Here is a 24568-nt window from a genome sequence, read left to right as displayed (position 1 = left end):
GAAAGCCGTGGACAGCTGGTGCGGAGGTCCACGGCAAATTCTGGCGCGAAACTACAAATCGCGCCCGAAAAGTCAACCCCTGCTGCCCATGAAAAGCACCCGTATCGCGGAAAGCAGGACATAAAGCCCAAAGAAAAAGGCGATTGCCCAGGCAAAACCGCTGGGGTTGGCGATATCCATGGCACTACCGATCATCGGCGGGCCGAGCACCATACCAACCGCATAACAGAAAACGAAAGCAGCATTGGCTGCCACAAGATCGACGCCCGTCAGCCGTGTTCCGAGGTGGCTTAGGCCCACCGTATACATGCCCGAGACGCAACCGCCCCAGAACAGCAGGATAACCGCCAGAAGTATCCAATTGGAGGCAAGCAAGGGCAATAGAAGCGCACCGATCAGGCCGATGGCCGCCATGATTGACAGAAGCGTTCTCTTGTCGCGCAAGTGGTCGGCAAGCAGCCCCAAGGGAATTTGGAAGACGAAGTTGCCGACACCCATCACGGTCAGCAGGAGTGCGGCTTGTGATTCGTTAAAGCCAAGCCGAGTCGCATAGCTGGTGAACAACGATCCGCCGCCGACGGTCACCGCGCCGAAAACGAAGACGGCAGCCGTGGCCGTCGGCACTAGGAAGACGTAGCGTATGAAATGCAGTTCCGGTTTTTCGTCGACGATGGGGCTCTCGTTGCGGGCAATGAAGATCGGGATCGTCGCCGCCAGAATGATGCAGGCGCCGATGATGAAGGGCGTCAGCCCCTCGCTGCCGACCAGCGAGAAAAGCAGGGGGCCGGCTGCAAAGCCGAGCGAGAAAACGGTGGAATAGAGGCCGAGGACAAAGCCGCGTTTGGAGGGCGGGGAGGCGGCGTTGATCCAGAATTCCGACAGGATGAAGAGGGTGGTGGTGCCCCCGTGGAAGATCAGGCGCAGGGGAAACCAGAGCAGCAAGCTTTCGGCGTAGTAGAACCCGAGCGAACTCAGTGCAGAGAGCACGACGGCCCAAATCATCGTTTGCACGACACCGAATCGGTGCGCAAGCTTGGTGGTGATCAGGGCCGCTATCATCGCGGCGATCCCCATCATGGCGGTATTCAGGCCGATCAGGCTCGACGGAATGCCGCGTTTTTCCAGGATGATGCTGAGAAGCGGAAGGCCGAGGCCGATAGCGATGCCGACGGCGGAAACGGACGAAATGGCGGCGACGAGCGAAGGCCAATGAATTTCTTCGACTTGGCCGGCCTTGCCGTTCGTCGGTTCAAACATGAATTGATCCTTAGAGCATGTAGCGAACGAATCGTTCGCAACGCGGAAGATAGAAAGGCACGGCTCGGCCAAATCCAGGTGACGGGTCGGCTTTCATGGGATCGGTCACATCCTCCGGAATGATCCTCTCGACGCCCGGCATGTTCAGACAAGAAATGCCGCCGATGTCAAGCCATTGGAGTTCAAGCAATTCCCGCGAATCACGAATATGCGCTGGATCGATAGCGGTTCTGCCCAAAGGGAGTAATGGGGCACGCCAGGCCCCGCCAGCCGGCAAGGCTGGTGAGATCAGTCCGAACACATCGTTCACGAGCGGCCGTTCCCCTGATCCCATTCTTCCGGACTGTCGTCATGGCCGCCGAAGCCATGCATCCGTAGGGCCCATTGCAGGCCAATGACGCCGCCTTTGATCGGCTGGATCGAGGCAAGTGCGGTGATCACCGTGATCGGAGCCCATATGGCGAGATGCGCCCAGATCGGCAGGTGATAGGCCATATCCGTCAACATGTAGCCACCGACCACGACATGGCCGAGCAGCAGGACCACCAGATAGGGCGGCAGGTCGTCGGCACGCTGATGGAACAGCTCCTCGCCGCAGACGGCGCAACGGTCGACAGGCTTTAAGAAGGCCCTGAAGAGTTTTCCCGTGCCGCAATTCGGGCAGCGGTTCAGCAAGCCGCGGACAATTGAGCGCCCGAGCGGGCGTTCGGCCTCGTCGGGGCCAACATAGCGGGTAACGGGATCGGACGGGCTGCTCGTCATGAACGTTTCCTTCCTTCCGGCGACCGTCGTTTATCGGCGTCCGCGGGGCGGTCTTGTTCCCGGCGCTTTGCGTGCCGGGGTCTTATTGCGTCGCGACGCCTTGTGGAAGGAGCGCACCGCCGTGGGCATGGCGCGGCCGTCGCTCAGCATTTCGAAGCGCAAAGCGCCAGCAAGCGGAATCGCTTCCGCCAGACGCACCGCAACGCTATCGCCAAGACGAAAGCCGAGCCCCGTCTTTTCACCCGTCAACGCCTGATGCGCCTCGTCATAAATGAAATAGTCGGAGCCGAGCGTAGATATAGGGATGAAACCATCAGCGCCATAGGCGGGCAGGGTGACAAAAAGTCCCGATTTGGTGACACCGCCGACGCGCGCCTCGAATTCTTCGCCGACGCGTCCGGCAAGATGATGCGCGATCAGCCGGTCGACCGTCTCGCGCTCGGCAGCCATCGCGCGGCGCTCGAAGGTGGAAATTTCGGCGGCGATATCGTCGAGCGTTGCCTCCTCGTCCGGCGTGATGCCGCCTTCACCGAAGCCAAGCGAGCCGACGAGGGCACGATGCACGATCAAGTCCGCATAGCGGCGGATCGGCGAGGTGAAATGGGCGTATTTCATCAAGTTCAGGCCGAAATGCCCGATATTGTCGGGGCTGTAGATAGCCTGGCTCTGCGAGCGCAACACCATCTCGTTGACCATGGTTTGATGCGCTGTACCTTCGGCCTTCGCCAGGATGCCGTTGAAACTGTTGGCGCGGACATTTCCGCCTTTGACGAGCGAGATGCCTAGCGTCGCAAGGAATTCGCGCAGCACTTCCTGCTTGGCAAGCGTCGGGCCGTCGTGGATGCGGTAGATCAGCACCTGACGCTTCTTTTCCAGCGTTTCGGCGGCTGCGACATTTGCCTGGATCATCATTTCTTCGATGAGTTTGTGGGCGTCGAGACGCGGCGGCACGAAAACGCGATCGACCGTGCCATCCGGCTTCAGCAGGATCTTGCGTTCGGGCATGTCGAGCTCAAGCGGCTGGCGCCGGTCGCGGCCGCGTCTCATGATCTCATAGGCATGCCAAAGCGGCTTGAGGATCGGCTCCAGCATCGGCAAGGTCTTGTCGTCCGGCTTGCCGTCGATCGCCGCCTGCGCCTGCTGATAGGAGAGTTTGGCGGTACTCTTCATCATGATGCGATGAAAACTGTGGCCCGCCTTGCGGCCTTCCTTGGAAAAGATCATCCGCACGGCAAGGGCGGGGCGGTCTACGCCTTCCTTGAGGGAACAGAGATCGTTGGAGATGCGCTCGGGCAACATCGGCACGACGCGATCCGGGAAGTAGACCGAATTGCCGCGCTTCAACGCCTCACGATCCAGTGCGGAACCGGGACGGACATACCAGGAGACATCAGCGATGGCGACGGTGACGATCACGCCTCCCGGATTGTCAGGCGAGGGGTCCATTTCAGCATAGACCGCGTCGTCATGGTCCTTGGCGTCGGCCGGATCGATGGTGATCAGCGGCAGGCTGCGCCAATCGTCGCGATGCGACATCGTGGCCGGTTTGGCGGCGTCCGCTTCGGCGATTGCAGCTTGCGGAAACACATGCGGAATGCCGTGCGCAAGGATGGCGATCATCGAGATCGCCTTTTCCGAAGCGACGGAGCCGATGACTGACAGCACCTTGGCGCGCGGCAGGCCAAAGCGGCCGAGGCGAGCCACTTCGACCTCCACCAGATCACCGTCCTCTGCGCCGCCGGTATAATCCGGATCGATGATCATTTCTTCGCCGCGCCGTTCGATAGGCATCAGGCGTCCGCCGCCGCCCGGCGTCTCGCGGAAGACCCCCATGGTCGCTGCCAGACGCTTGTCGATGACCCTGATGATGCGCGCGCTATAGGCGGGGCCGCCGCGATCGACAGCCGGAAAAATCTTGGCGAGGATCCGGTCGCCCATGCCGGCCACAGGTGCCTTGCCCTTGCCGTTGCGGCCGCCGGGCAAGGAGGATTGTTTGATCAGCACGGCCGGTGCCACGCCGTTTTCTTCTGGCCATTCGGTGGGACGGCCGATCAGCTCGCCGTCCTTGTCGCGCGTGGTAATGTCGAGGACTGCGATCGGCGGCAATGCTCCGGGGCGGATGAGCGACTTCCGGCTCTTCTGAACCATGCCGTCGTCTTCGAGCTCGCGCAGGAGGTTCTTGAGTTCGACACGGCTCTCGCCCTTCAATCCGAAGGCTTTGGCAAGCTCCCGCTTGGAAGCCTGCTGCGGGTGATCGGCGATGAAGCGCAGAATGACTTCGCGTGGCGGCAGCACGCCGTGCACGATCGCCATCATCGGTTCCTGCGCGCCGCTATTCTTTGCCGCACGGCCAGCCTTGCCGGAGCGTCGCTCCGACGATGATATCCTGCCACGCGGTTCTCTGCTCACTCTGCGCTCTTCTTCGTTGTCATGGCCGTTTTCGCCTTGGCGGGAGCCTTTGCAGCCGTTTTGGCCTTGGGCTTGGCCGCAGTCTTCGTCATCTTGCTGGCGGCAGCCGCGGTTTTGGCCTTTGCCGACGTTCTGGCTGTCTTCGCGCCGCCGGATTTGCCGGCTTTTGCGGCGATCAGCGCCAAGGCCTCTTCAGCCGTGATCGCCTGCGGATCCGTGCCCTTCGGCAGCGTAGCATTGACCTTGCCCCAATTGACGTAGGGGCCGTATTTGCCGTCCCGAACGGTGATAGCGCCGCCGCCGTCCGGATGTTCGCCGAGATCCTTCAATGCGGCCGGCGTGCCGCTGCGAGCCCTGCCTCCGGCTACTTTGTTCTGCTTTTCGGCAAGAACACTGACGGCGCGATTGAGGCCAACGGTGAAAACGTCCTCGACCGTCTCGAGATTGGCGTAGCTGCCGTCATGCAGCAGGAACGGCCCGTAGCGGCCGATGCCGGACGAGATCATCTTGCCAGTTTCCGGATGTTTGCCAATATCGCGCGGAAGCGAGATTAGCGCCATGGCCTTTTCATAGTCGATATCCTCGGGCTTCCATCCCTTCGGCAGCGAGGCGCGTTTGGCATCCTTGCCGTCACCGCGCTGGATATAGGGCCCGAAGCGGCCGGAACGCAGCGTCAGCTCCTCGCCGGTTACCGGATCGGTGCCGAGTGCCTTCGGTTCGTTCAGGCCGGTGGCTTCGGCCTCTGCGCCGCCTTCCGAGGAAAGCTGGCGCGTGTAGTTGCATTCCGGATAGTTCGAGCAGCCAATGAAGGCGCCGTATTTGCCGAGTTTCAGCGACAGGTTGCCCGTGCCGCAGACCTGGCAGATGCGCGGATCGCTGCCGTCTTCGCGCTTGGGGAAGACCAGCGGAGAAAGCGCTTCGTTCAGCGCGTCGAGGACATTGGTGACGCGCAGCTCCTTCGTGTCCTCGATCTGGGCAAAGAAATCGCGCCAGAAGTCACGCAGCACATCCTTCCAGTTCAATTCACCGGCGGAGATGCGGTCGAGCTTTTCTTCGAGATCGGCGGTAAAGTCATATTCGACGTATTTCGTGAAGAAGCTTTCGAGGAAGGCTGTGACGAGCCTGCCCTTGGCCTGCGGAACCAGCTTGCGTTTGTCGATCGTCACATAATCGCGGTCGCGAAGCGTCGCCAGCGTCGCCGCGTAGGTCGACGGGCGGCCGATGCCGAGCTCTTCCATCTTCTTGATCAGCGATGCTTCCGAATAGCGCGGCGGCGGCTCGGTAAAATGCTGCGTCGAATTGATCTTCTGCTTGGCGAGGTTATCACGGGCGTTGATCTCCGGCAGGCGGCCATCCTCGCCGTCAGCATCGTCACTTTGCTCGCCGTCTTCCTTCTGGTCGGTATAGGCGGCGATGAAGCCGTCGAAGCGGATCACCGAGCCGACGGCGCGCAAGCCTGCATTCTGGCCAGCATTGTCGGCCAGGATCTCGACGGTTGTTCGCTCGATCTCGGCCGAGGCCATCTGGCTGGCGATGCCGCGCTTCCAGATGAGATCATAGAGCCTGATCTGGTCGGCATCGAGGAATTTGCGGACGCGATCCGGCGAGCGATCGAAATCGGTCGGGCGGATCGCCTCGTGCGCTTCCTGGGCGTTCTTGGCCTTGGTCGAATAGAACCGCGCCTTTTCTGGCAGGTAGCGGTTGCCGAACTGATCGGTTATGGCGCGCCGCGCCGCGTCGATCGCTTCCGGCGCCATCTGCACGCCGTCCGTGCGCATATAGGTGATGAGACCGACAGTCTCGCCGCCGATATCGACACCTTCATAGAGCTTCTGCGCGATCTGCATCGTGCGGGATGCCGAGAACCCGAGCTTGGAGGAGGCGGCCTGCTGCAGGGTCGAGGTGGTAAAAGGCGGGCTTGGATTGCGCTTGACCGGCTTTGCTTCGACCGTGTCGACGACGTAGGCGGCGCCTTCCAGCAGCGCCTTCAGCTTGCCGGCTTCTTCGCCATTGCTGATCGAGCGCGGCTGCAGGCGCTTGCCGTTGGCGGCCACGAGCCGCGCTTCGAATTCGTCACCGCGCGGTGTCTTCAGGATCGCCGAGAGGTTCCAGTATTCTTCGGAGATGAAGCGTTCGATCTCCGACTCGCGGTCGCAGACGAGGCGAAGCGCTACCGACTGCACGCGGCCGGCCGAGCGGGCGCCCGGCAGCTTTCGCCACAGCACCGGCGACAAATTGAAGCCGACGAGATAGTCGAGGGCGCGGCGGGCAAGGTAGGCGTCGACCAGCGGCACGTCGATGTCGCGCGGCTCGGCCATTGCGTCGAGCACTGCTTTCTTGGTGATGGCGTTGAAGACGACGCGCTTTACCGGCTTGCCGTTGATGACGCGCTTCTTGTTCAGAAGGTCGAGCACGTGCCAGGAAATCGCTTCGCCTTCGCGATCCGGGTCGGTCGCGAGAATCAGGCCGTCGGAGGATTTCACCGCATCGGCGATGTCCTTCATGCGCTTTTGCGAAGCGCCATCGACTTCCCAGAGCATCTCGAAGTCTTGATCGGGAAGGACCGAACCGTCCTTGGCAGGTAGGTCGCGCACATGGCCGAAGGAAGCAAGAACCTTATATCCGGGTCCCAGATACTTATTGATTGTCTTGGCCTTGGCAGGCGATTCCACCACTACAACGTTCATCATAAATCTCTGAATACGAGGTCGCGCCGGAAAAAGACGCGGGAGAAGCCGGGTATTTCAGTTTCCCCGGCCTTCCGACATGGACAGGGAATTCGTCGCGGTCAAGAGCTGAGTTCGATTTTTGCGGTCGGCACGGCGATGCGATCCCCGCGGAATGGTATCAATGTTACAAATCGGGATAAACGTTTCCGGACGCTCCCGGCGGGGTGCCGCCATGATATCGGGATGGTCCGCGACACTTTCAATCCAGCGTCGAAATCGACACCAATCCGCCGCGGGGACGATGCCGCCGGCCGGCCATGTCCAGTTCGAGAAGCACGGCATGGACGGAGGATACCGATGTGCCTGATGATATCGTCGACCGACGTCGGTGCGAGTGCATCGATGATCTGGCAGCAATCGGTGTGTTCCGGTGGCGGCGATATCGGTTTGGCGCTCTTTTCGGCAGATGCTTCGGCGAGCTGCGCGCGGAAAAGATCGCGCTCAGCAGCGGCCTCAGCGCCTCGATGACATCATCGGGGCTGGTAACGATCAGCGCGCCGTCTTTCAGCAACCATTGGTGCCGTCGCAGCGCGGATCTTTGTTTTTCGGTCAGCGCAATTCCGGTTCATCCTACGCTGCCTGTTTGCTATTACACCTTCGCTCCGATCTTGCTTTCCGTGCCGGCCGTCAGCCTGATAATATTGGCCTTGTGCTTGTACCAGGAGACGATGGTCATCACTGCCATCGCCGCGGCAATCTTGTCGGCACCCAATATCCACAGTGCAACCGGAATGACAAGCGTTGCAACCAGAGCGGAAAGCGAGGAGTAACGGGTGGTGAAGGCGATGGCCAGCCAGATGATCGCGAAGATCAAGGCCATCAATGGCGCGAGACCCAGGAGAATGCCTAGATAGGTAGCAACGCCCTTACCGCCCTTGAAGCCGATCCAAACCGGGAAGATGTGTCCGATGAAGGCCGCAAAGCCGGCGAGCACGCCCGCGTCCTCGCCGAAGAAGTGCGAAACGATCAGCACGACGGCCGTGCCCTTCAAGGCATCGAGTAGCAGCGTTGCCGCCGCAAGCGGCTTGTTGCCGGTGCGCAGCACATTGGTCGCGCCGATATTGCCGGAGCCGATCTTGCGGACATCGCCGAGGCCGGCCATGCGCGTTAGAAGCAGGCCGAAGGGGATGGAGCCGAGCAGGTAGCCGATGACAATAGCTGCCAGCGCCGTCGGCAGGGTCAGCTGCCATGTCCAGAAATCTGCCATTACCTTATGTTCCCCCTAATTCCCAGCTCTGCCTAGAGACCGTGAACCAGCTCGCCCGCGACATAAGTCGCGACCGCCCTCCCGGTCATTCGCGCATCTTCGAATGGTGTATTCTTCGAGCGCGAAAGAAGCATGTCTTTGGCGACAAGCCAAGGCTCATCGAGATCGATCAAAGCAATATCCGCTTTGGCGCCGGGCTTTAGCGTCCCGGCGTCAAGACCGAAGATCTGCGCCGGCCGCGTCGACAGAGCGTCGATCAGCCGCATCAGGCCCACTTCACCGCTGTGATGCAGGCGGAGCGCGGCTGCAAGCAGTGTTTCCAGCCCGACCGCGCCGTCCTCAGCCTCTCCGAAAGGCAGGCGCTTGGTATCCACGTCCTGCGGGTCGTGCGACGAAACGATGATATCGATCGTGCCGTCTGCAAGCGCCTCGATCATGGCCGTGCGGTCATCCTCGGAGCGCAGCGGTGGATAGAGTTTGAAGAAGGTGCGGTATTCGCCGATATCGTTTTCGTTGAGGGCCAGATTGTTGATCGAGATGCCGCAAGTAACTTTTGCGCCGCGTGTGCGGGCGAGGCGGATGGCCTCCGCCGATTCCGGCACCGAGATCATCGCCGCGTGATAGTGGCTGCGGGTCAGCGCTGCGATCCTTAGATCGCGCTCGAGCGGGATGAGCTCGGCTTCCTTCGGAATGCCCGACAGCCCAAGCCAGCTCGCGAGCAAACCCTCGTGCATGACGCCGTTGGCGCCGAGATATTTGTCACGGGTCTCGCAGGAGACGACAGCGCCGAATTCGCGCGCATAAGTCATGATACGGCGCAGGACCTGCGTGTCGTGGACGCTGGAATGCGCGTCGGTGAAGACCACAGCGCCTGCTTCCTTGAGGAGGCCCATTTCCGTCATCTCCTCGCCAGCGAGGCCCCTGGTGATCGCCGCTGCCGGATAGACGTTGACGACAGCCGTGTCGCGCGCCGTCTTCTTAACGAACTCGACCAGCGCAATGTCGTCGATGACTGGATCGGTATCCGGCATCATGATGAAGGAGGTAACGCCGCCCGCAGCGGCCGCACGGCTCGCAGAAGCGATGGTCTCGCGATGTTCGCCGCCGGGCTCTCCGACATGCACGCGGGCATCAACAAGGCCGGGCACTGCAACGAGGCCGGTGCAATCCCGCACATTCGCCCCCTTCGGAGCGGCATGACCCGGCACTTCCTTGCCGGCAACCAGGATGACCCCGTTTTCGACGATGATCGTGCCGACCTCGTCGAGATTGCGCGAGGGATCGACGATACGAACATTCTGGAGAACGATTGAGTTGCTCATGCGCCAGCTCCCTCGGTGCGCGGCCCCTGGTTTTGTGAAATCAGCAGCGCCTCCATGACGGCCATGCGCACCGCGACGCCCATTTCCACCTGCTCGGCGATCACGCTTTGCGGGCCGTCGGCCACTTCGGAGGCGATTTCGACGCCGCGGTTCATCGGACCGGGATGCATGACCAGCGCATCCTCCTTGGCCGCCTTCAGCGTCTCCGCATCGAGCCCATAGAAATGAAAATATTCGCGCACTGACGGCACGAAGGCACCGGACATGCGCTCGCGTTGCAGCCGCAACATCATCACCACGTCGGCGTCCTTCAGCCCTTCCTTCATCGAATGGAAGACTTCGACGCCCATGTCGGCGATCCCTGCGGGCAGCAACGTGGCGGGCGCCACGACGCGAACCCGCGCGCCCATAGCGTTCAGCAGCAGGATATTGGAGCGCGCGACACGCGAATGCAGCACGTCGCCGCAGATCGCGACAATTATGCGCGAGAGTTTGCCCTTGGCGCGGCGGATGGTCAGCGCGTCGAGTAGCGCCTGCGTAGGATGCTCGTGTTGGCCGTCGCCGGCATTGACGACGGAGCAGGAAACCTTTTGCGCTAGGAGAGAGGCGGCACCCGCGCTGGAATGGCGGATGACGAGCACGTCCGGACGCATGGCATTCAGCGTCATCGCCGTGTCGATCAGCGTCTCGCCCTTCTTTACGGAGGAATTGCCGACCGACATGTTCATGACGTCGGCGCCTAGCCGCTTGCCTGCCAGCTCGAAGGAGGCCTGAGTCCGCGTCGAGGCTTCAAAAAAGAGATTGATCTGCGTCAACCCGCGAAGCGTCGACGTTTTCTTTTCTCGCTGGAGGCTGATCTTCACCGCCTCGTCGGCTTTGTCGAGAAGATAGGTGATATCTTGTTCGGTGAGGCCCTTGATGCCGATAAGGTGGCGGTGGGGAAAGAAGGCCATGACGCTGTCCTCCGGATTTCGTCAGGGGGTCTATAAAGAGGGAGTGCGCCAGGGGCAAGCGCGGGCATTCGTCGCGCCCGTTTGTTCCCCATGCAATTTGGCCCGAATCTCGCTACAGCAGCTATGCTGTTGGGAGACGAAACTTCCAGTTTCCTTTTGCAACCCTCTTGCTCTACAAGCGATCCATGACCCAACCGACCCGGACTGAAGACACATTTGCCGAACTGAACCAGCCGAGCCTCTGGTCCGGTATCAATGCCTATCGGTCCGATCCGCTAATCGTCGATTTGACATCCGGCCTGCCGCGCTCGACGCGTGAAGATCTGGAGCAGATGGGCCGCTACGTCACCTCGCACGAGGCGCAGGAACTGGCGCGCATGGCGAACCAGGGGGTGCCGCAACTGCGCACCCATGGTCCGCGCGGCGAACGGCTGGATGTGGTCGAGTTTCATCCGGCCTGGCATGCGCTGATGCGCCGCTCCATGTCGTCAGGTCTGCATTCCTCGATCTGGGATCCACAGGCTGATCCCGACGCCAAAGGGCAGTCGCACAAGGTCCGCGCCGCGCGCTTTTATCTGACGGCGCAATTGGAATGTGGCCATCTCTGCCCTCTGACCATGACCAGCGCCTCGGTCGCGGCGATGATGGCGTCCCCGGCGGTGCAGAAGGATTGGGCGCCGAAGATTCTGTCGCGCAAATATGATTCATCCAACAAGCCGGCCATGCAGAAGAGCGCCGTGACGATCGGCATGGGCATGACGGAAAAGCAGGGCGGCACAGATGTGCGCGCCAACAAGACGACCGCCGACAAGGTCAGCGACGGCATCTACCGGCTCTCGGGTCACAAATGGTTCATGTCGGCGCCGATGAGCGACGCCTTCATCATGCTGGCGCAGACCAAGGACGGCATGGGTTGCTTCCTGGTGCCGCGGTTGCTTGAAGACGGTTCGGCCAACGGCCTGCAGTTCCAGCGGCTGAAGGACAAGCTCGGCAATCGCTCGAATGCGTCCTCCGAAGTTGAATTCAGCGATACCTTCGGCTTCCTGCTCGGCGCCCCCGATGGCGGCATCCGCACCATTCTCGATATGGTGACCCTGACGCGCCTCGATTGTGCGCTGGCGTCTGCCGGTATCATGCGCGCATCGCTGGCCGAAGCTGTGCACCATGCCCGCGGTCGCAGTGTCTTCGGCAAGATGCTGGTCCATCAGCCGATCATGACGCGCGTGCTTGCCGACATGGCGCTCGATGTCGCCGCGGCGACCGCACTCGCCTTTCGTCTGGCGGAAGCCTTCGACAAGGCAAGCAGCAGTAGTGAAGATGCCGCCTATGCCCGCGTCATGACGCCGGTCGCGAAATATTGGTGCTGCAAGATCGCGCCCGCGCTGATCTACGAGGCGATGGAATGCATCGGCGGCAGCGGCTATATAGAGGAGCGTCCGATCGCCCGTCATTATCGCGAGGCGCCGGTCAATGCGATATGGGAAGGTTCCGGCAACGTCATGGCGCTCGACGTGCTGCGCGTTCTGAACCGGGGCAAGGACCTTTTCGAAACTGTCTTCGCCGGCCTTGCCCGCGATCTCGGTCCAGCCGGCAAGAAGACCATCGATGTTCTGCGCGCCGCCATGGCGCTTTGCCAGCAAGACGAAGGGGCGGCCCGTCTGCTGATCGAGCAGATGGCACTCGCTGCCGGCGCCGCCGAACTCTATCGCCTGGGCGCAGGCAAGATCGCCGATGCCTTCATCGAAACCCGCCTGGCGGGCGGCTGGCGCGCCACTTACGGCATGCTGGATGCCCGCTTTGACGCGAGCTACATCGTGGATTTGTTATATCCGCCGGCGACTTGAAGCTGTCGTTCGATCATCAGGTGCAGACGGGTCGGTATGGCTCCGCAAGCGACGTTGTCCGGGCAGGGTTGCGTCTGCTCGAGGAACGCGAAGCGAAGGTCAAGCCCTTCAAGACGCACTGATCGCCGAAGAAGACCCCGGAAACCCGGCCCCTCCGACAGTGCCGCATTCCTGAAGCGGATGCGAGCTGCACGTGGCGAGTAAGTCAGGCGAGTACAGCCTGTCGCCGCTTTCGGAAACTCGAAGAAAGATGGCGATTTACCGTTGAAAACTGGTCGCTAACGCAAGCGGAGGCCTTTCATGCCATCATTATTGATGCCTGTGAAGGATTGGCTTCTGGCTTCAAGGTCGGACGTCGCGCGGATATTCGAGTGGGATATTTCAAATACCCTGTTCGCTTCCCAGGTGATTTACTATCGACAGCAGGATTCCGAGCCAGTGATTAATCGTATATTGCATCAGCGAATGGACGTGAGCCGTCACTTTGAAATGATTATTCGGTCCGGACCAATCTATCCTGCACGCGTAATTTTCCAGACCTATGGAAGAGGCAATCATGATCAACCACCGCCCCGTCCAACCCGATGACATCGACCAGCTCTATGTCATCTCCCTGGTGACCGGCGATGCAGGCAAGGACGCCACACTACTCCATCGCGATGGAAGGATGATCGGGCACATCTATTCCGCCCCTTACGCCACGCTTCATCCTGAAGCGGCATTGGTGGCCGAGGATGGCGAGGGGGTCTGCGGCTATATCGTCGGCGCCTTCGATACCGTTGCTTTCGAGCAGCGCCTGGAGCGCGAGTGGTGGCCGGCCTTGCGCAAACGCTATGCGGAGCCATCAGGTGATCCTTCGGCCTGGGATGCGGATCAGCGGAGGAGTTTCATGATCCACCATCCGAAGCGAGCGCCCGCTGCTCTGACCGATCCGTTCCCGGCGCATATTCATATGAATCTGCTGCCGCGCACGCAGGGACAGGGCATCGGCAGCGCGCTTCTCGATAGATGGCTTCGCACCGCCCGCGCCCATGGAGTCAAAGGCGTGCATCTGGGTGCAAGTGTCGGCAACCACAATGGCATACGCTTCTGGGCATCGCGCGGGTTTTCCCGGTTGGAACTGCCGCCCGGATTGGCCTTGGAGACCACCGTCTGGTTCGGCCAATCTCTGTAATCTGTGGATTGCACAGCTTTAAACCCGTCGAAACTCATCGGCTCGTTGTTCACTTCCGTGCGGCTTGTTATTCACCAGCAGGTGACAGGTTGGGGTCGAGATAATGCCGAGGGCAAACGCCGTTCTGAAAAAACCGATCGAAACGCCGGCTGAAGCGCAGAAGCGGGTGCGTAACCGCGCCGCTACCGAACAAGCGATCCTAGATGCCGCGAAACGGCTCTTGGCGGATGTGGGGTTTCAGAATTTCGGCATCAACGCGGTCGCTCGCGGCGCCGGCTGCGACAAGCAACTGATCTATCGCTACTACGGTGGCCTCGATGGCTTGGTAGAGGCGATCGGCACCAATCTCGGAAGCTGGGTGAAGGATCGCATTCCCGACGACACCGGCGGCATGTTCCTGCTGACCTATGGCGACCTGATGGAGCGGCTCGCCCTGTTGTTCCTCGAGGCTTTGCGCGCAGATCCGCTGATGCGCCGTATCGTCGCTTGGGAGGTATCCGAGAATACCCAGCAGGTGCGGCGGCTGTCGGAGGCCCGCTCAAAAGCGCTTGCCGGTTGGATCGAGCGCATGCGCGGCTCGCTAACACCGCCGAAAGGGATCGACACGATCGGCGTTAATGCCGTGATCTTCGCCGCCATCCAGCATCTCGTTCTCTCGGCGGCCGTCAGCGGCCAATGCGCCGGTCTTGTGCTGAAAACCACGAAGGATTGGGAGAAGGCGGCCATAGCACTGAAGCGGATCGTACGCGGCATTTACGGCTGACGGTCCAGCCGCGCGGGAGATATCCACAACTCCGCCCGGCCATTAACCTTAACAAATGGTTTACATTGCGCAGCATCGGTGAACTCGCCACTGTGCGAAAAGAGATTGTTAACCACCAAGCGTGCAGCCATGGGGTCCAGACCCGCAAAAATAGCGTTTCTTGTCGCGGCGATGATGTTCTTCGCCGCTCTGGCACTAGATATAACAGTGCCGGCAGTAGTGTTGAGCGCTATGGCACTGTCGAATTGGCTGGTCCGTTCGGTCGAAGCGACGCAATACCAGCGTCGAAGGGGAACCGCATGAAGTGGTTGCTGATATTCTGGGCCGCGCCCGTCTCGTTTCTCGGGGCGTGGTACTACCTGTCATACTACGACATGAGCTTCGGCGTCTTCATGTTCACGCGGCAGATGCATGATCTGGTCTTCCAGATCTATGGCAAGATACTCGGCATTCCTCCCGAAACCATTCCGCCGTTGGTCGCACGCGCCGTCGCATTCGACAGCCTGTTGGTCTTCTGCCTCCTCGGCTTTCGCAAGCGCGCCGCTATCCTGGCCTGGTGGCGGCGTCGTCAGGTCTCGGGAAAGACTGTCCTGCCGAGAGCCGAAAGCCTGTCCAAAGCCCCCTGAAGAATGAAGCTTGCGGCGGCCGAGTCGATACGCTCGGCGCGTTTCGCGCGTGAAACGTCCATTTCCAGCAGCGCCCGTTCGGCGGCCACCGTCGACAGTCGTTCATCCCAGAAGACGAAGGGCAGGTCGGTCTTGTCGGCCATGCTGCGCACGAAGGCCCGCGTCGCCTGCACGCGGGGGCCGGCTGAGCCATCCATGTTCATCGGTAGGCCAATGACGAAGGCCGCGACCTTTTCTTTATCGGCGAAGGCGAGCAGCACCTGAGCATCCTGCGTGAATTTCACGCGCTTGATCACCGGGCGCGGCGTGGCGAACCGCCGGCCGAGATCGGACATGGCAAGTCCGATCGTCTTGGTGCCGAGATCGAGCCCAGCGATCGGCTGGCCGGGCAGGAGCATAACGGCGAGGTCTTCGATGGTCAGCGTCGTCACCAGGCCTCATCCCCCGTCAAAACAAATTGAAGTCCGTACCGCTTTTCTTTGTGACGGTTTCGGATATGTCCTAAGACACCAGCCTTGCATTTGAAATCAAGTATTAAGGAGAAAATCCATGAAAATCACTTGGCTCGGCCACGCCGCATTTCGCATCGAAACGGGCAAGGCTAAAATCCTTATTGACCCTTTCCTGAGCTATAATGCATCCTTTGCCGGCGCCGGGCTCAACATCAAGGACGTCAGCGCCGGCATCACCCATATCCTGCTAACCCACGGCCATGGCGATCATGTCGGCGACACAGTTCAGATCGCCAAAGACACCGGCGCCGTCGTTCTCGCCAATGCCGATCTCGCCGCCTGGCTCGGCAGCAAGGGTGTCGACAAGCTGGAAATGGGCAACACCGGCGGCACGGTTCCGTTGGGCAGCTTCTCGGCGACTTTCACCAATGCACTGCACTCCTCTGCTCAGCTTACCGAGGACGGCGTTTCGCATTCCTTGGGCAACCCGAACGGCTTGATGCTGCATTTCGACGACGAACCGACGCTGTTCCACATGGGTGATACGGACATCTTCTCTGACATGGTTCTGATCAACGAACTCCACCAGCCGGACATCGGCATTGTGCCGATCGGCGACCGCTTCACCATGGGCGGCGCTGTTGCCGCGCTAGCCTGCCAGCGCTTCTTCAATTTCAAGACCGCCATTCCCTGCCATTACGGCACTTTCCCGATCATCGACCAGACCCCGGAAAAGTTCATCGCCGGTCTGGAAGGCTCGAAGACGGCGGTCGCAGCACCGAAGCCGGGCGGCAGCGTTTCCGCCTGACAAAAGTACGTTGCGTATGGCGGACATGGCCTTTATAGCGGGTAGGAAAAGTCCTATCCGGAGAATGCCATGTCCGTCGATCTTGCAACCGTGAAACGCGTCGCCCATCTCGCCCGCATCGCCGTCAGCGATGACGAAGCCGAGCGGATGATGGGCGAATTGAACGGCATCCTGGGCTTCGTCGAGCAGCTTTCCGAAGTGAATGTCGATGGTGTCGAAGCCATGACTTCCGTCACGCCGATGGCGATGAAGAAGCGGGCGGATAGTATCACCGACGGCGGCAAGGCCGCCGACATCGTCGCCAATGCCCCGAATACCGACCAGAATTTCTTTCTGGTTCCTAAAGTCGTCGAATAACGGCCGCACGAGCCTGTTCCGACCCATTGCCCTCATTAGACCTGAAGCGAAACAAGATGAGTGAACTGACCAGCCTGACCATCGCCGAAGCTCGCGAAAAGTTGCGCGCCAAGGATATCACCGCCACCGAGTTGACTGAGGCCTATCTTTCGGCGATCGAGGCGGCCAACGCTCAGTTCAACGCCTATGTGAAGGTGACGCCGCAAAAGGCGCTTGAAATGGCCAAGGTGTCGGACGTCCGCCTTGCTGAAGGCAAGGCCGGCGCGCTGGAAGGCATTCCGCTGGGGATCAAGGACCTGTTCAGCACCGAAGGCATTCACACGCAGGCCTGCAGCCACATCCTCGATGGTTTCGAGCCGCACTACGAGTCGACCGTCACGCAGAACCTCTGGAACGACGGCGCCGTCATGTTGGGCAAGCTCAATATGGATGAGTTCGCGATGGGCTCCTCCAACGAGACCTCCTATTACGGTCCAGTTATCAATCCCTGGCGTGCTACCGGCTCCAACCAGCAGCTCGTTCCCGGCGGCTCGTCGGGCGGTTCGGCCGCTGCCGTTGCCGCGCATCTCTGCGCTGGCGCCACCGCCACAGACACTGGCGGCTCCATTCGCCAGCCTGCTGCCTTCACGGGAACGGTCGGTATCAAGCCGACCTACGGCCGCTGCTCGCGTTGGGGCGTGGTCGCCTTCGCTTCCTCGCTCGACCAGGCCGGCCCGATCGCCCGCGATGTCCGAGACGCCGCCATCCTGTTGAAGTCGATGGCCAGCGTCGACCCCAAGGATACCACTTCTGTGGACATGCCGGTGCCGGATTACGAAGCCTCGCTCGGCCAGTCGCTCAAGGGCATGAAGATCGGCATCCCGAACGAATACCGTATCGACGGTATGCCGGAGGAGATCGAGACCCTTTGGCGGCAGGGCGTCGCCTGGCTGAAGGATGCCGGCGCAGAGATCGTCAATATCTCGCTACCGCACACGAAATACGCCCTGCCGGCCTATTATATCGTCGCGCCCGCCGAAGCTTCGTCGAACCTCGCGCGCTACGACGGCGTGCGTTATGGTCTGCGTGTCGACGGCAAGGATATTGTCGATATGTATGAGAAGACACGCGCGGCCGGCTTCGGCCAGGAAGTCAAGCGCCGCATCATGATCGGCACCTACGTGCTCTCTGCCGGCTATTACGACGCTTACTATCTGCGCGCCCAGAAAGTTCGCACGCTGATCAAACGCGATTTCGAACTCGCTTTCCACGCCGGCGTCGACGCCATCCTGACGCCCGCCACGCCGTCTTCGGCTTTCGGTATTGCCGACGAGAACCTCGTATCAGATCCGGTCAAGATGTACCTCAACGACATCTTTACAGTGACGGTCAACATGGCCGGTCTCCCTGGCATCGCCGTCCCCGCTGGCCTCGACACGAAGGGCCTGCCGCTCGGCCTCCAGCTGATCGGCAAGCCGTTCGACGAGGAAACGCTGTTCAAGACCGCGCACGTCATCGAGCAGGCCGCGGGCAAGTTCACGCCTTCGAAGTGGTGGTGAGCGGTAGCGATTTACTGGCCGCGTGACGAAGCTCTCAACGGCTTGGACACCGCCGCTGGTGAAAGGGTGAATTAGCGATCGCATCTTGGAAATAGCCGGCTGAATTGGCGCGCGGCGAACTACTGTAGAGAAATCGCGTGCTCCGGCAAATGTTTGCTTCGCCTGTAATGTTAGGACGAGGTGGAGCCCCGTGAGGGCCCCACCTCTATTGCTTTATCTATTATCCAGCTGCGCCCTGACCAATCTCAATCACCGCTCGGTAATCCGATAGGGATGCCCTCCGGCCGATTTCATGGCCTTCAGGCGTTTGAGTTTGCGGAAGAGATCGAGGCCGAAGCCGGGATAGAGCCAGCCATCGCGGGTGAAGCAGCTGACCGTCTCGAACTTCTTGTTTTCAGTGCGGTTGATTTCGATGCGCCCGCCTTGGGCGAGCAGATGCAGAATGCGCTGTTCAGCGCGGGAAATATCCATGGTTTTCAAGATCCGGAAAGCACCCTAAGGCGCAACAAAACGATCCGACGTTCCCTGTAGGGAAGTCGAGGCTTCGTCTCTGGCCCAGCGCTCAAGATGGCTTGCGGGCGGGGCGTTTACCGGGTCTGTGAAAAGTTAAACATGGGTCTTACCTAAAGCAGGTTGTACCCTGCGGTCAAGTTTCACCCTTGTTAAACATAGACAGCCTCCCAGCACCTGTTGCTATTTGGCCGCTGGAAAAAGCCGTTTTCCGGTGTTTTACTACTGGAAACGGCGGGGGCCCGATGATCCATATTCGCAATGCGCACGAGGGAGAGACGGAGATCTTGGTCAGTATCGGCCTGCGGTCATGGCAAACGGCCATGGGGTCGATTGGCGGCACGGACGCGCTGTTGGAAAATGCCAGTGAAGCCTTCTCGAATTTCACCCAGGGTGCCTGGCTGACGATTACTGTCGTGGAGCTCAACGGACTGGTTGCCGGCTGGGCGGCGCGCGAAGCGTTGGACGAGAATATCTCCGATTTCTGGATCGATCCCGATCATCTGCGGCAGGGACTTGGTTCGGCATTGCTGGCACAGATCGAGAAGGATGTTCTGGAGCAGGGGCTGGAGAAGATCGCCGTTCAGACCCACGCCGGCAACACCAATGCGATCGAATTCTTCAAGGCGAATGGTTACGCCATCCATTGGCTGTCCGTCGACTATTCGCCGAAGCTCGATCGCGATGTGCCGACCGTCGGACTTTCAAAAGCGCTGGTGGACAGCGGTGACGGGGCATAGGGCACGGGCATATAGCGTCTGCGCAGTGCTGAAAGCCTTGCGCCGCACCGCCAATTGCTCTACCTCACAAAGTTCAGAAGAACAGCATTTCAAGAGCCTCTCATGACCATTGTCGACGTCCGCACGCCAGATCCGAAGCGCTTCATTCCCGGTGCCACCGGTGACTGGGAAGTTGTTGTCGGGATGGAAGTCCATGCCCAGGTGCTGAGCAAATCCAAGCTCTTCTCCGGTGCTTCGACCGAGTTCGGCAAGCCGCAGAATTCCAACGTCTCGTTGGTCGATGCCGCCATGCCCGGCATGCTGCCCGTCATCAATGAGGAATGCGTCAAGCAGGCGGTGCGCACCGGCCTTGGCCTGAAGGCCAAGATCAACAAGCGCTCGGTCTTCGACCGCAAGAACTATTTCTATCCCGACCTGCCGCAAGGCTATCAGATCTCGCAATACAAGGACCCGATCGTCGGCGAGGGCAAGATCGTCATTTCGCTCGGTCCGGATCGCCAGGGCCAGTTTGAGGACATCGAGATCGGCATCGAGCGCCTGCACCTGGAGCAGGACGCCGGCAAGTCGATGCACGACCAGCACGCCACCATGTCCTATGTCGACCTCAACCGTTCCGGCGTGGCACTGATGGAAATCGTCTCCAAGCCGGACATGCGCTCGTCGGATGAGGCCAAGGCGTATATGACCAAGCTGCGCTCGATCGTTCGCTATCTCGGCACCTGCGACGGCAACATGGACGAAGGCTCGATGCGTGCCGACGTCAACGTTTCCGTGCGCCGCCCCGGCGGCGAGTTCGGCACACGCTGCGAGATCAAGAACGTCAATTCCATTCGCTTCATCGGCCAAGCGATTGAATATGAAGCCCGCCGACAGATCGCGATCCTCGAGGACGGTGGCACGATCGACCAGGAAACCCGCCTGTTTGATCCGAACAAGGGCGAGACCCGCTCCATGCGCACCAAGGAAGATGCGCATGACTACCGCTATTTCCCCGATCCGGATCTGCTGCCGCTCGAATTCGACGACGTGTTTGTTGATGCCTTGAGAGCCAAGCTGACGGAATTGCCCGACGACAAGAAGGAGCGTTTCGTTCGCGACCATGGCCTCTCGATCTACGACGCCTCCGTGCTCGTCTCGGAAAAGGCGATTGCCGATTATTTCGAAACGGTCGCCGCTGGCCGTGACGGCAAGATCGCCGCAAACTGGGTCATTAACGACCTCTTGGGCGCCTTGAACAGAACCGGCAAGACCATTGAGGAGACCCCGGTTTCGCCCGCCCAGCTCGGCGCTATCATCGACCTGATCAAGGCCGAAACCATCTCCGGCAAGATCGCCAAGGACCTTTTCGAGATCGTGCTCACTGAAGGCGGCGATCCCGCAGAGATTGTCGAGGCCCGCGGCATGAAGCAGGTCACCGACACCGGCGCCATCGAAAAGGCCGTCGACGAGATCATCGCCGCCAATCCGGACCAGGTTGCTAAGGTCAAGGCCAAGCCGACGCTTGCCGGCTGGTTCGTCGGCCAGGTGATGAAATCGACCGGTGGCAAGGCCAATCCGCAGGCCGTGCAGGCCCTCGTCAAGGCCAAGCTCGGCATCGAAGAGGAATAGGCTCCGTGTATTTCGTGCGCACGGCCGGCGAACAGGATCTCGGGAAGGTCCGCGACCTTCTCGTGGAGACCTGGCACGCCGCTTATGACCGGCACTTTGGCGCGGCGAAAGTCGATGAACTGATCGAACTTCTTCTATCGCCGGCCAAGCTGAGAGCGCGGCTGGCAAAGCCGCAATCTGAGTTCCTGGTTGCCGACAATGGCGAGGATATCGGCGGCATGGGCTATGCCGTCATGTCCGAGCAGATGACAAAGACCGTTCTTCTGCATATGCTTTATGTCCGCCCGTCGCTGCAGCGAAACGGCATCGGCCGCGACATCTTCGCCGAGCTGGAAACCTGCTTTCCGGACGCTGAGGTCATGCGCCTCGATGTCGAGCCCGAGAATGCCGAAGCAATCTCCTTCTACGAGGCCCACGGCTTTGCCGAGGTCGGTCGCAACGAAAATGCCGGGCCGGGACAGTCAGGTATTCCGGCGCTAGTGTTTGAGAAGCGGCTGGTAAGCCACTAAATGGATCAGAAGAATTTGGCGATAACTGGAACTGATCTGTTGATCCGCGAAGCCCGAGAGGCGGATCTTGGCGCCTTGATCTCGCTCTTCGCCGCCGATGCGCTCGGCGGGCACGGCGATACCGTCGATCCGGCTGCCTATGACGACTACCTCCGCGCCTTCCGCACCATCCAGGCCTCGCCGAATCAGACACTCTACGTTGCCGAACTGGCGGGTGACGTTGTCGGCACGTTCCAAACCATGCTCATGACTTCGCTGAACGGCCGCGGCTCCTCCTCGATGATCATCGAAGCCGTGCAGACGCGTGTCGATCTGCGCGGGCAGGGGATCGGTGCTGCGATGATCAATTTTTGCATTGCCGAGGCAAAAGGCCGCGGCGTGCGGCTTGTGCAATTGACCTCGAACGCCGTTCGCAAGGATGCCCATCGTTTCTATGAAAGATTGGGTTTCAAGCCGAGCCATCTCGGCTTCAAGATGGCCTTGAAATGAAGCGCGTTTCCCATGTGAATCTCTGGACAATCCGCTTGTCAGGCGGCATAAGCAAACTATCGAATTCTGGTTTGGCCTGCTCCCAACGGGCATAAGGAAAAGACATGTGGAATTTACTCGTACAAACCTTCACTTGGTGGAACGGTCAGACGATGGGCACCCGATTCGCGACCTGGCGGTTCGGCAAGCGCGTCGGCGAGGATGAATTCGGCAACGTCTATTACGAGGGCGGAATGTCCTCCTACGGTCTTCCGAAGCGCTGGGTGATCTACAAGGGTTATGCCGAAGCCTCCGCGATTCCTCCGGGCTGGCACGGCTGGATGCATCATCGGACCGACGTACCGCCGACCAAAGACAACTATGTTGCCAAGGAATGGCAGAAGGCCCACCGCGCCAATCCGACTGGCTCGCCGCAGGCCTATCGTCCGCCGGGCTCGCTGTCCGTTGCAGGCGAACGTCCGCGCGTTACTGGCGATTATGACGCCTGGACCCCGGGCAACTGAGCATAGAAGGCCGGCCCGTCCTTTGGCCACAATTGGCCTTTAGGCGCAGAATGTGCCGGCTCATGCTAGGCGCTTTGACCGAGACCAAGCGGAGATTGGCGGATATGACGTTTTTCACGCGGAGCGCTTCTTTGCGTGCGATGTCGAGAGTGGCGCTCGCCCTCGCCATGGGCGCTCTTGTGCCGCCATCAGCGGAGGCGGCGCGTATTTCCAACCCCGTCGCGGTCTTCTCCGGCCTCGACAAGATCACCGGCCGCATCACGACTTTCGATGTCTACATCAACGAGACGGTGCAATTCGGCGCGCTGCAGGTGACGCCGAAGGCCTGCTATTCCCGTGACGATACCGAGCAGCAGAAGGTCGACGGCTTTGTCGAGGTGGACGAGATCACGCTCGACCGCCGCATCCGTCGCATCTTCACCGGTTGGATGTTTGCCGACAGCCCGGGCCTCAACGCCGTCGAACATCCGATCTATGACGTCTGGCTGAAAGAGTGCAAACAGAAGTCTGATATCCCGCCGCCGGATAGCGCTGGCGCTAAGTAGTCGCTTTCAAGAAATGTACTACAAAGTACCGCCCGCAGAAGCCTTGCTTCTGCGGGCATAGTTTTAGCTTCATCCCAGATCGGCCGCGGCTTCAGCTATTTCCTGACGGTCGGCCGCCTCCGACAGGTCGAGGGTGATCCTCATCCCGTCTTTGGGCCTGTGGCGCAGAAAGTCGTGACGGCCCGAATGGGCTTTCAATCTACCCCCATCGTGGAGAGCCTGAATCCGCGAACGCGAGATCGCCAGTTCTGACGCCAGCAACCGATCAAGACGCAGATTCATTGGGAACTCGACTAATATCTCGATGTCCAGCACAGTCCATTCGCTTGGCTCATTTCTGGCGACTTTCCGAATGATGACCTCCGGCAGTTCCTCGATGCGATTGGCTTTTCGCTTCAATTCGTCGAGATCGAATTCTTGGGCTCGCACCCAATTCGGATCGCTGCGCTGCAATGCCTCGAGCGTGGAGCGGGCTAGGTCGTGAACGGTCCTTCGCTCGAACAGCGTTCGGTTCCAGGTCTTTTGACAATCGATGCATTTGTAAATGAGCCAGGCGTCAAGCCTCTTGCCATTAAAATTGAGCCTGATTTTGCCGCTCGATCTGAAGGGTCTCGGTGATCCACAACCGCTGCAGGCGATCCATGGCTGAGGCGAGCTTCGAGGCGAGATGGTCCAACGGACCTGAAGAACATTGCACATACCGTCTTGGTCTTCCGTCTGGAAGTCCACAAGCTGGCGGTGAGACAAGCCCGTCAGGGCACGGTGTGGCGATGTTGAAGGACGGCTGAAGAGCTGAGACAGCAGTGGCTGCGCTGGGCGCGTTTGATAATGCCAAACCGGTCTCAGGCCATCACCCGATGGACATGAATATTCACCAGTCGGCGCTAGCTAGGCCGCCCTGATGCACTGGGTGCTTTGGATGAGACCGGCAATTACAAAGGCAAAATGAAACCTCAACGCGCAAACGCTCTTCGCGCGAAACGATAGCAGAGAACAACCGGGATTTGAAGCCGGGAAAGCCTCAGTGGTGAACTGTTCACGTCGTCCGTCAGCCTTGCAGCGATAAAGGTGTGGATACGCCACGCTCAAACGAAAATACGAACATTGGAAGAACAGGCTTTGAACGCGGCGCAGGACCAAATCAAGGACAAGCTCTATATCAATTTCAGCAGCGGCACAGGCGGTGCTCCAGCCGCCATCAAGATGACACCCACACCGGAATATGTAGACGACTCTGTCAATCCTCGGCTCCTTGATTTGTTCAGCGAAGCCGCGCGTGCGATCGCGTCATACCAATGGAGTTTCCCGAGCATTGCTCAAGCCGGCTAACCTTATCTCGACTATTATCAGCACCAACGTCGCCGACCGGGTTGTTGATGGCGGCATTTATGAACTGTGACGCTTTACCACAATTACCCTCCCCAGGATGGTCAAAGTGCCTATTCCGAACGCTGGCTGCTCGT

At 60.1% G+C, this 24568-nt stretch carries 26 protein-coding genes and 1 pseudogene; 15 read left to right on the top strand and 12 right to left on the bottom strand.

Annotated features, from left to right (window positions below; all coding sequences use genetic code 11):
* Positions 1-72: 72 nt before the first annotated feature.
* The 9 genes from PY650_RS16460 to PY650_RS16420 form a co-directional block, all read right to left on the bottom strand.
* Positions 73-1257 (bottom strand): MFS transporter, encoded by a 1185-nt coding sequence (locus PY650_RS16460; protein WP_285880471.1) that lies wholly within the window; start codon positions 1255-1257, stop codon positions 73-75.
* Between the two features lie 10 nt (positions 1258-1267).
* A complete protein-coding gene (locus PY650_RS16455; RefSeq protein ID WP_285880470.1) occupies positions 1268-1567 on the bottom strand; it encodes a hypothetical protein in 300 nt (99 codons plus the stop codon).
* Positions 1564-2019 carry a DUF983 domain-containing protein gene (locus PY650_RS16450; RefSeq protein WP_285880469.1) on the bottom strand — a complete coding sequence of 152 codons (456 nt, stop codon included), beginning with the start codon at positions 2017-2019 and terminating at the stop codon, positions 1564-1566. The genes PY650_RS16455 and PY650_RS16450 overlap by 4 nt, the downstream gene beginning before the upstream one ends.
* 30 nt (positions 2020-2049) lie before the next feature.
* Complete coding sequence (rnr, locus tag PY650_RS16445) at positions 2050-4428, bottom strand: ribonuclease R (RefSeq protein WP_285880467.1); 2379 nt, start codon at positions 4426-4428, stop codon at positions 2050-2052.
* Positions 4425-7115, bottom strand: a complete 2691-nt coding sequence (topA, locus tag PY650_RS16440; RefSeq protein WP_285880466.1) for a type I DNA topoisomerase — start codon at positions 7113-7115, stop codon at positions 4425-4427. Before topA ends, rnr begins: the two co-directional genes overlap by 4 nt.
* Before the next feature lie 241 nt (positions 7116-7356).
* Positions 7357-7668: a hypothetical protein gene (locus PY650_RS16435; protein WP_285880465.1), complete on the bottom strand. Its 312-nt coding sequence runs from the start codon at positions 7666-7668 to the stop codon at positions 7357-7359.
* Between the two features lie 78 nt (positions 7669-7746).
* Positions 7747-8364: a glycerol-3-phosphate 1-O-acyltransferase PlsY gene (plsY, locus tag PY650_RS16430; RefSeq protein ID WP_285880464.1), complete on the bottom strand. Its 618-nt coding sequence runs from the start codon at positions 8362-8364 to the stop codon at positions 7747-7749.
* A 32-nt stretch (positions 8365-8396) separates the two neighbouring features.
* Positions 8397-9686 carry a dihydroorotase gene (locus PY650_RS16425; RefSeq protein WP_285880463.1) on the bottom strand — a complete coding sequence of 430 codons (1290 nt, stop codon included), beginning with the start codon at positions 9684-9686 and terminating at the stop codon, positions 8397-8399.
* Entirely contained in the window at positions 9683-10639 is a 957-nt protein-coding gene (locus PY650_RS16420; protein ID WP_285880462.1) for an aspartate carbamoyltransferase catalytic subunit, read from the bottom strand. Before PY650_RS16420 ends, PY650_RS16425 begins: the two co-directional genes overlap by 4 nt.
* 185 nt (positions 10640-10824) lie before the next feature.
* On the opposite strand from PY650_RS16420, the gene PY650_RS16415 reads away from it, so the two are divergent.
* The 5 genes and pseudogenes from PY650_RS16415 to PY650_RS16395 all read left to right on the top strand — a co-directional run bounded on the left by PY650_RS16415 (position 10825) and on the right by PY650_RS16395 (position 15046).
* The gene (locus PY650_RS16415; protein ID WP_285880461.1) at positions 10825-12483 is read left to right on the top strand and encodes an acyl-CoA dehydrogenase family protein; all 1659 of its coding nucleotides are present in this window, start codon (positions 10825-10827) and stop codon (positions 12481-12483) included.
* Positions 12465-12687 (top strand): annotated as a pseudogene (locus PY650_RS16410) (type II toxin-antitoxin system ParD family antitoxin). Before PY650_RS16415 ends, PY650_RS16410 begins: the two are co-directional and overlap by 19 nt.
* 352 nt (positions 12688-13039) lie before the next feature.
* Positions 13040-13657 carry a GNAT family N-acetyltransferase gene (locus PY650_RS16405; RefSeq protein WP_285880460.1) on the top strand — a complete coding sequence of 206 codons (618 nt, stop codon included), beginning with the start codon at positions 13040-13042 and terminating at the stop codon, positions 13655-13657.
* Positions 13658-13760: 103 nt separating this feature from the next.
* The gene (locus PY650_RS16400) at positions 13761-14420 is read left to right on the top strand and encodes a TetR/AcrR family transcriptional regulator (RefSeq protein WP_285880457.1); all 660 of its coding nucleotides are present in this window, start codon (positions 13761-13763) and stop codon (positions 14418-14420) included.
* A gap of 299 nt (positions 14421-14719) precedes the next feature.
* Positions 14720-15046 carry a DUF6105 family protein gene (locus PY650_RS16395; protein WP_285880456.1) on the top strand — a complete coding sequence of 109 codons (327 nt, stop codon included), beginning with the start codon at positions 14720-14722 and terminating at the stop codon, positions 15044-15046.
* Here PY650_RS16395 and ruvX read toward each other — a convergent pair.
* Positions 14989-15477 (bottom strand): Holliday junction resolvase RuvX, encoded by a 489-nt coding sequence (ruvX, locus tag PY650_RS16390; protein ID WP_285880455.1) that lies wholly within the window; start codon positions 15475-15477, stop codon positions 14989-14991. The two genes, PY650_RS16395 and ruvX, sit on opposite strands and share 58 nt — an antisense overlap.
* A 118-nt stretch (positions 15478-15595) precedes the next feature.
* On the opposite strand from ruvX, the gene PY650_RS16385 reads away from it, so the two are divergent.
* The 3 genes from PY650_RS16385 to gatA all read left to right on the top strand — a co-directional run bounded on the left by PY650_RS16385 (position 15596) and on the right by gatA (position 18201).
* Complete coding sequence (locus tag PY650_RS16385; protein ID WP_285880454.1) at positions 15596-16306, top strand: metal-dependent hydrolase; 711 nt, start codon at positions 15596-15598, stop codon at positions 16304-16306.
* Positions 16307-16375: 69 nt separating this feature from the next.
* Positions 16376-16663: an Asp-tRNA(Asn)/Glu-tRNA(Gln) amidotransferase subunit GatC gene (gatC, locus tag PY650_RS16380; RefSeq protein ID WP_285880453.1), complete on the top strand. Its 288-nt coding sequence runs from the start codon at positions 16376-16378 to the stop codon at positions 16661-16663.
* A 56-nt stretch (positions 16664-16719) separates the two neighbouring features.
* Positions 16720-18201, top strand: a complete 1482-nt coding sequence (gatA, locus tag PY650_RS16375) for an Asp-tRNA(Asn)/Glu-tRNA(Gln) amidotransferase subunit GatA (protein WP_285880452.1) — start codon at positions 16720-16722, stop codon at positions 18199-18201.
* 249 nt (positions 18202-18450) lie between these two features.
* On the opposite strand, the gene PY650_RS16370 is transcribed toward gatA, so the two are convergent.
* Positions 18451-18672: a YjhX family toxin gene (locus PY650_RS16370; protein ID WP_285880450.1), complete on the bottom strand. Its 222-nt coding sequence runs from the start codon at positions 18670-18672 to the stop codon at positions 18451-18453.
* A gap of 284 nt (positions 18673-18956) precedes the next feature.
* On the opposite strand from PY650_RS16370, the gene PY650_RS16365 reads away from it, so the two are divergent.
* The 6 genes from PY650_RS16365 to PY650_RS16340 all read left to right on the top strand — a co-directional run bounded on the left by PY650_RS16365 (position 18957) and on the right by PY650_RS16340 (position 23105).
* On the top strand, positions 18957-19451 hold the full coding sequence (locus tag PY650_RS16365) for a GNAT family N-acetyltransferase (protein ID WP_285880449.1): 495 nt from the start codon (positions 18957-18959) through the stop codon (positions 19449-19451).
* A 102-nt stretch (positions 19452-19553) separates the two neighbouring features.
* Positions 19554-21059: an Asp-tRNA(Asn)/Glu-tRNA(Gln) amidotransferase subunit GatB gene (gene gatB / locus PY650_RS16360; protein ID WP_285880447.1), complete on the top strand. Its 1506-nt coding sequence runs from the start codon at positions 19554-19556 to the stop codon at positions 21057-21059.
* Between the two features lie 5 nt (positions 21060-21064).
* Positions 21065-21568: a GNAT family N-acetyltransferase gene (locus PY650_RS16355; RefSeq protein ID WP_285880445.1), complete on the top strand. Its 504-nt coding sequence runs from the start codon at positions 21065-21067 to the stop codon at positions 21566-21568.
* Positions 21569-22057 carry a GNAT family N-acetyltransferase gene (locus tag PY650_RS16350; RefSeq protein ID WP_285880443.1) on the top strand — a complete coding sequence of 163 codons (489 nt, stop codon included), beginning with the start codon at positions 21569-21571 and terminating at the stop codon, positions 22055-22057.
* A gap of 104 nt (positions 22058-22161) precedes the next feature.
* Positions 22162-22560: an NADH:ubiquinone oxidoreductase subunit NDUFA12 gene (locus PY650_RS16345; protein ID WP_104822731.1), complete on the top strand. Its 399-nt coding sequence runs from the start codon at positions 22162-22164 to the stop codon at positions 22558-22560.
* 104 nt (positions 22561-22664) lie between these two features.
* Positions 22665-23105, top strand: a complete 441-nt coding sequence (locus PY650_RS16340) for a DUF2155 domain-containing protein (protein WP_285880442.1) — start codon at positions 22665-22667, stop codon at positions 23103-23105.
* A 69-nt stretch (positions 23106-23174) separates the two neighbouring features.
* Here PY650_RS16340 and PY650_RS16335 read toward each other — a convergent pair whose 3' ends face one another.
* On the bottom strand, positions 23175-23804 hold the full coding sequence (locus tag PY650_RS16335) for a DUF1062 domain-containing protein (protein ID WP_285880441.1): 630 nt from the start codon (positions 23802-23804) through the stop codon (positions 23175-23177).
* A gap of 405 nt (positions 23805-24209) precedes the next feature.
* On the opposite strand from PY650_RS16335, the gene PY650_RS16330 reads away from it, so the two are divergent.
* Positions 24210-24434, top strand: coding sequence for a hypothetical protein (locus PY650_RS16330; protein ID WP_285880440.1), 225 nt, complete (start codon positions 24210-24212; stop codon positions 24432-24434).
* Positions 24435-24568 lie beyond the last annotated feature (134 nt).

This window comes from Martinezella calliandrae (assembly GCF_030272695.1).
Lineage (GTDB): Bacteria > Pseudomonadota > Alphaproteobacteria > Rhizobiales > Rhizobiaceae > Rhizobium > Rhizobium calliandrae.
Note: the sequence above shows the minus strand (reverse complement) of the source record. Positions and strands in the feature narration are given on the sequence as shown.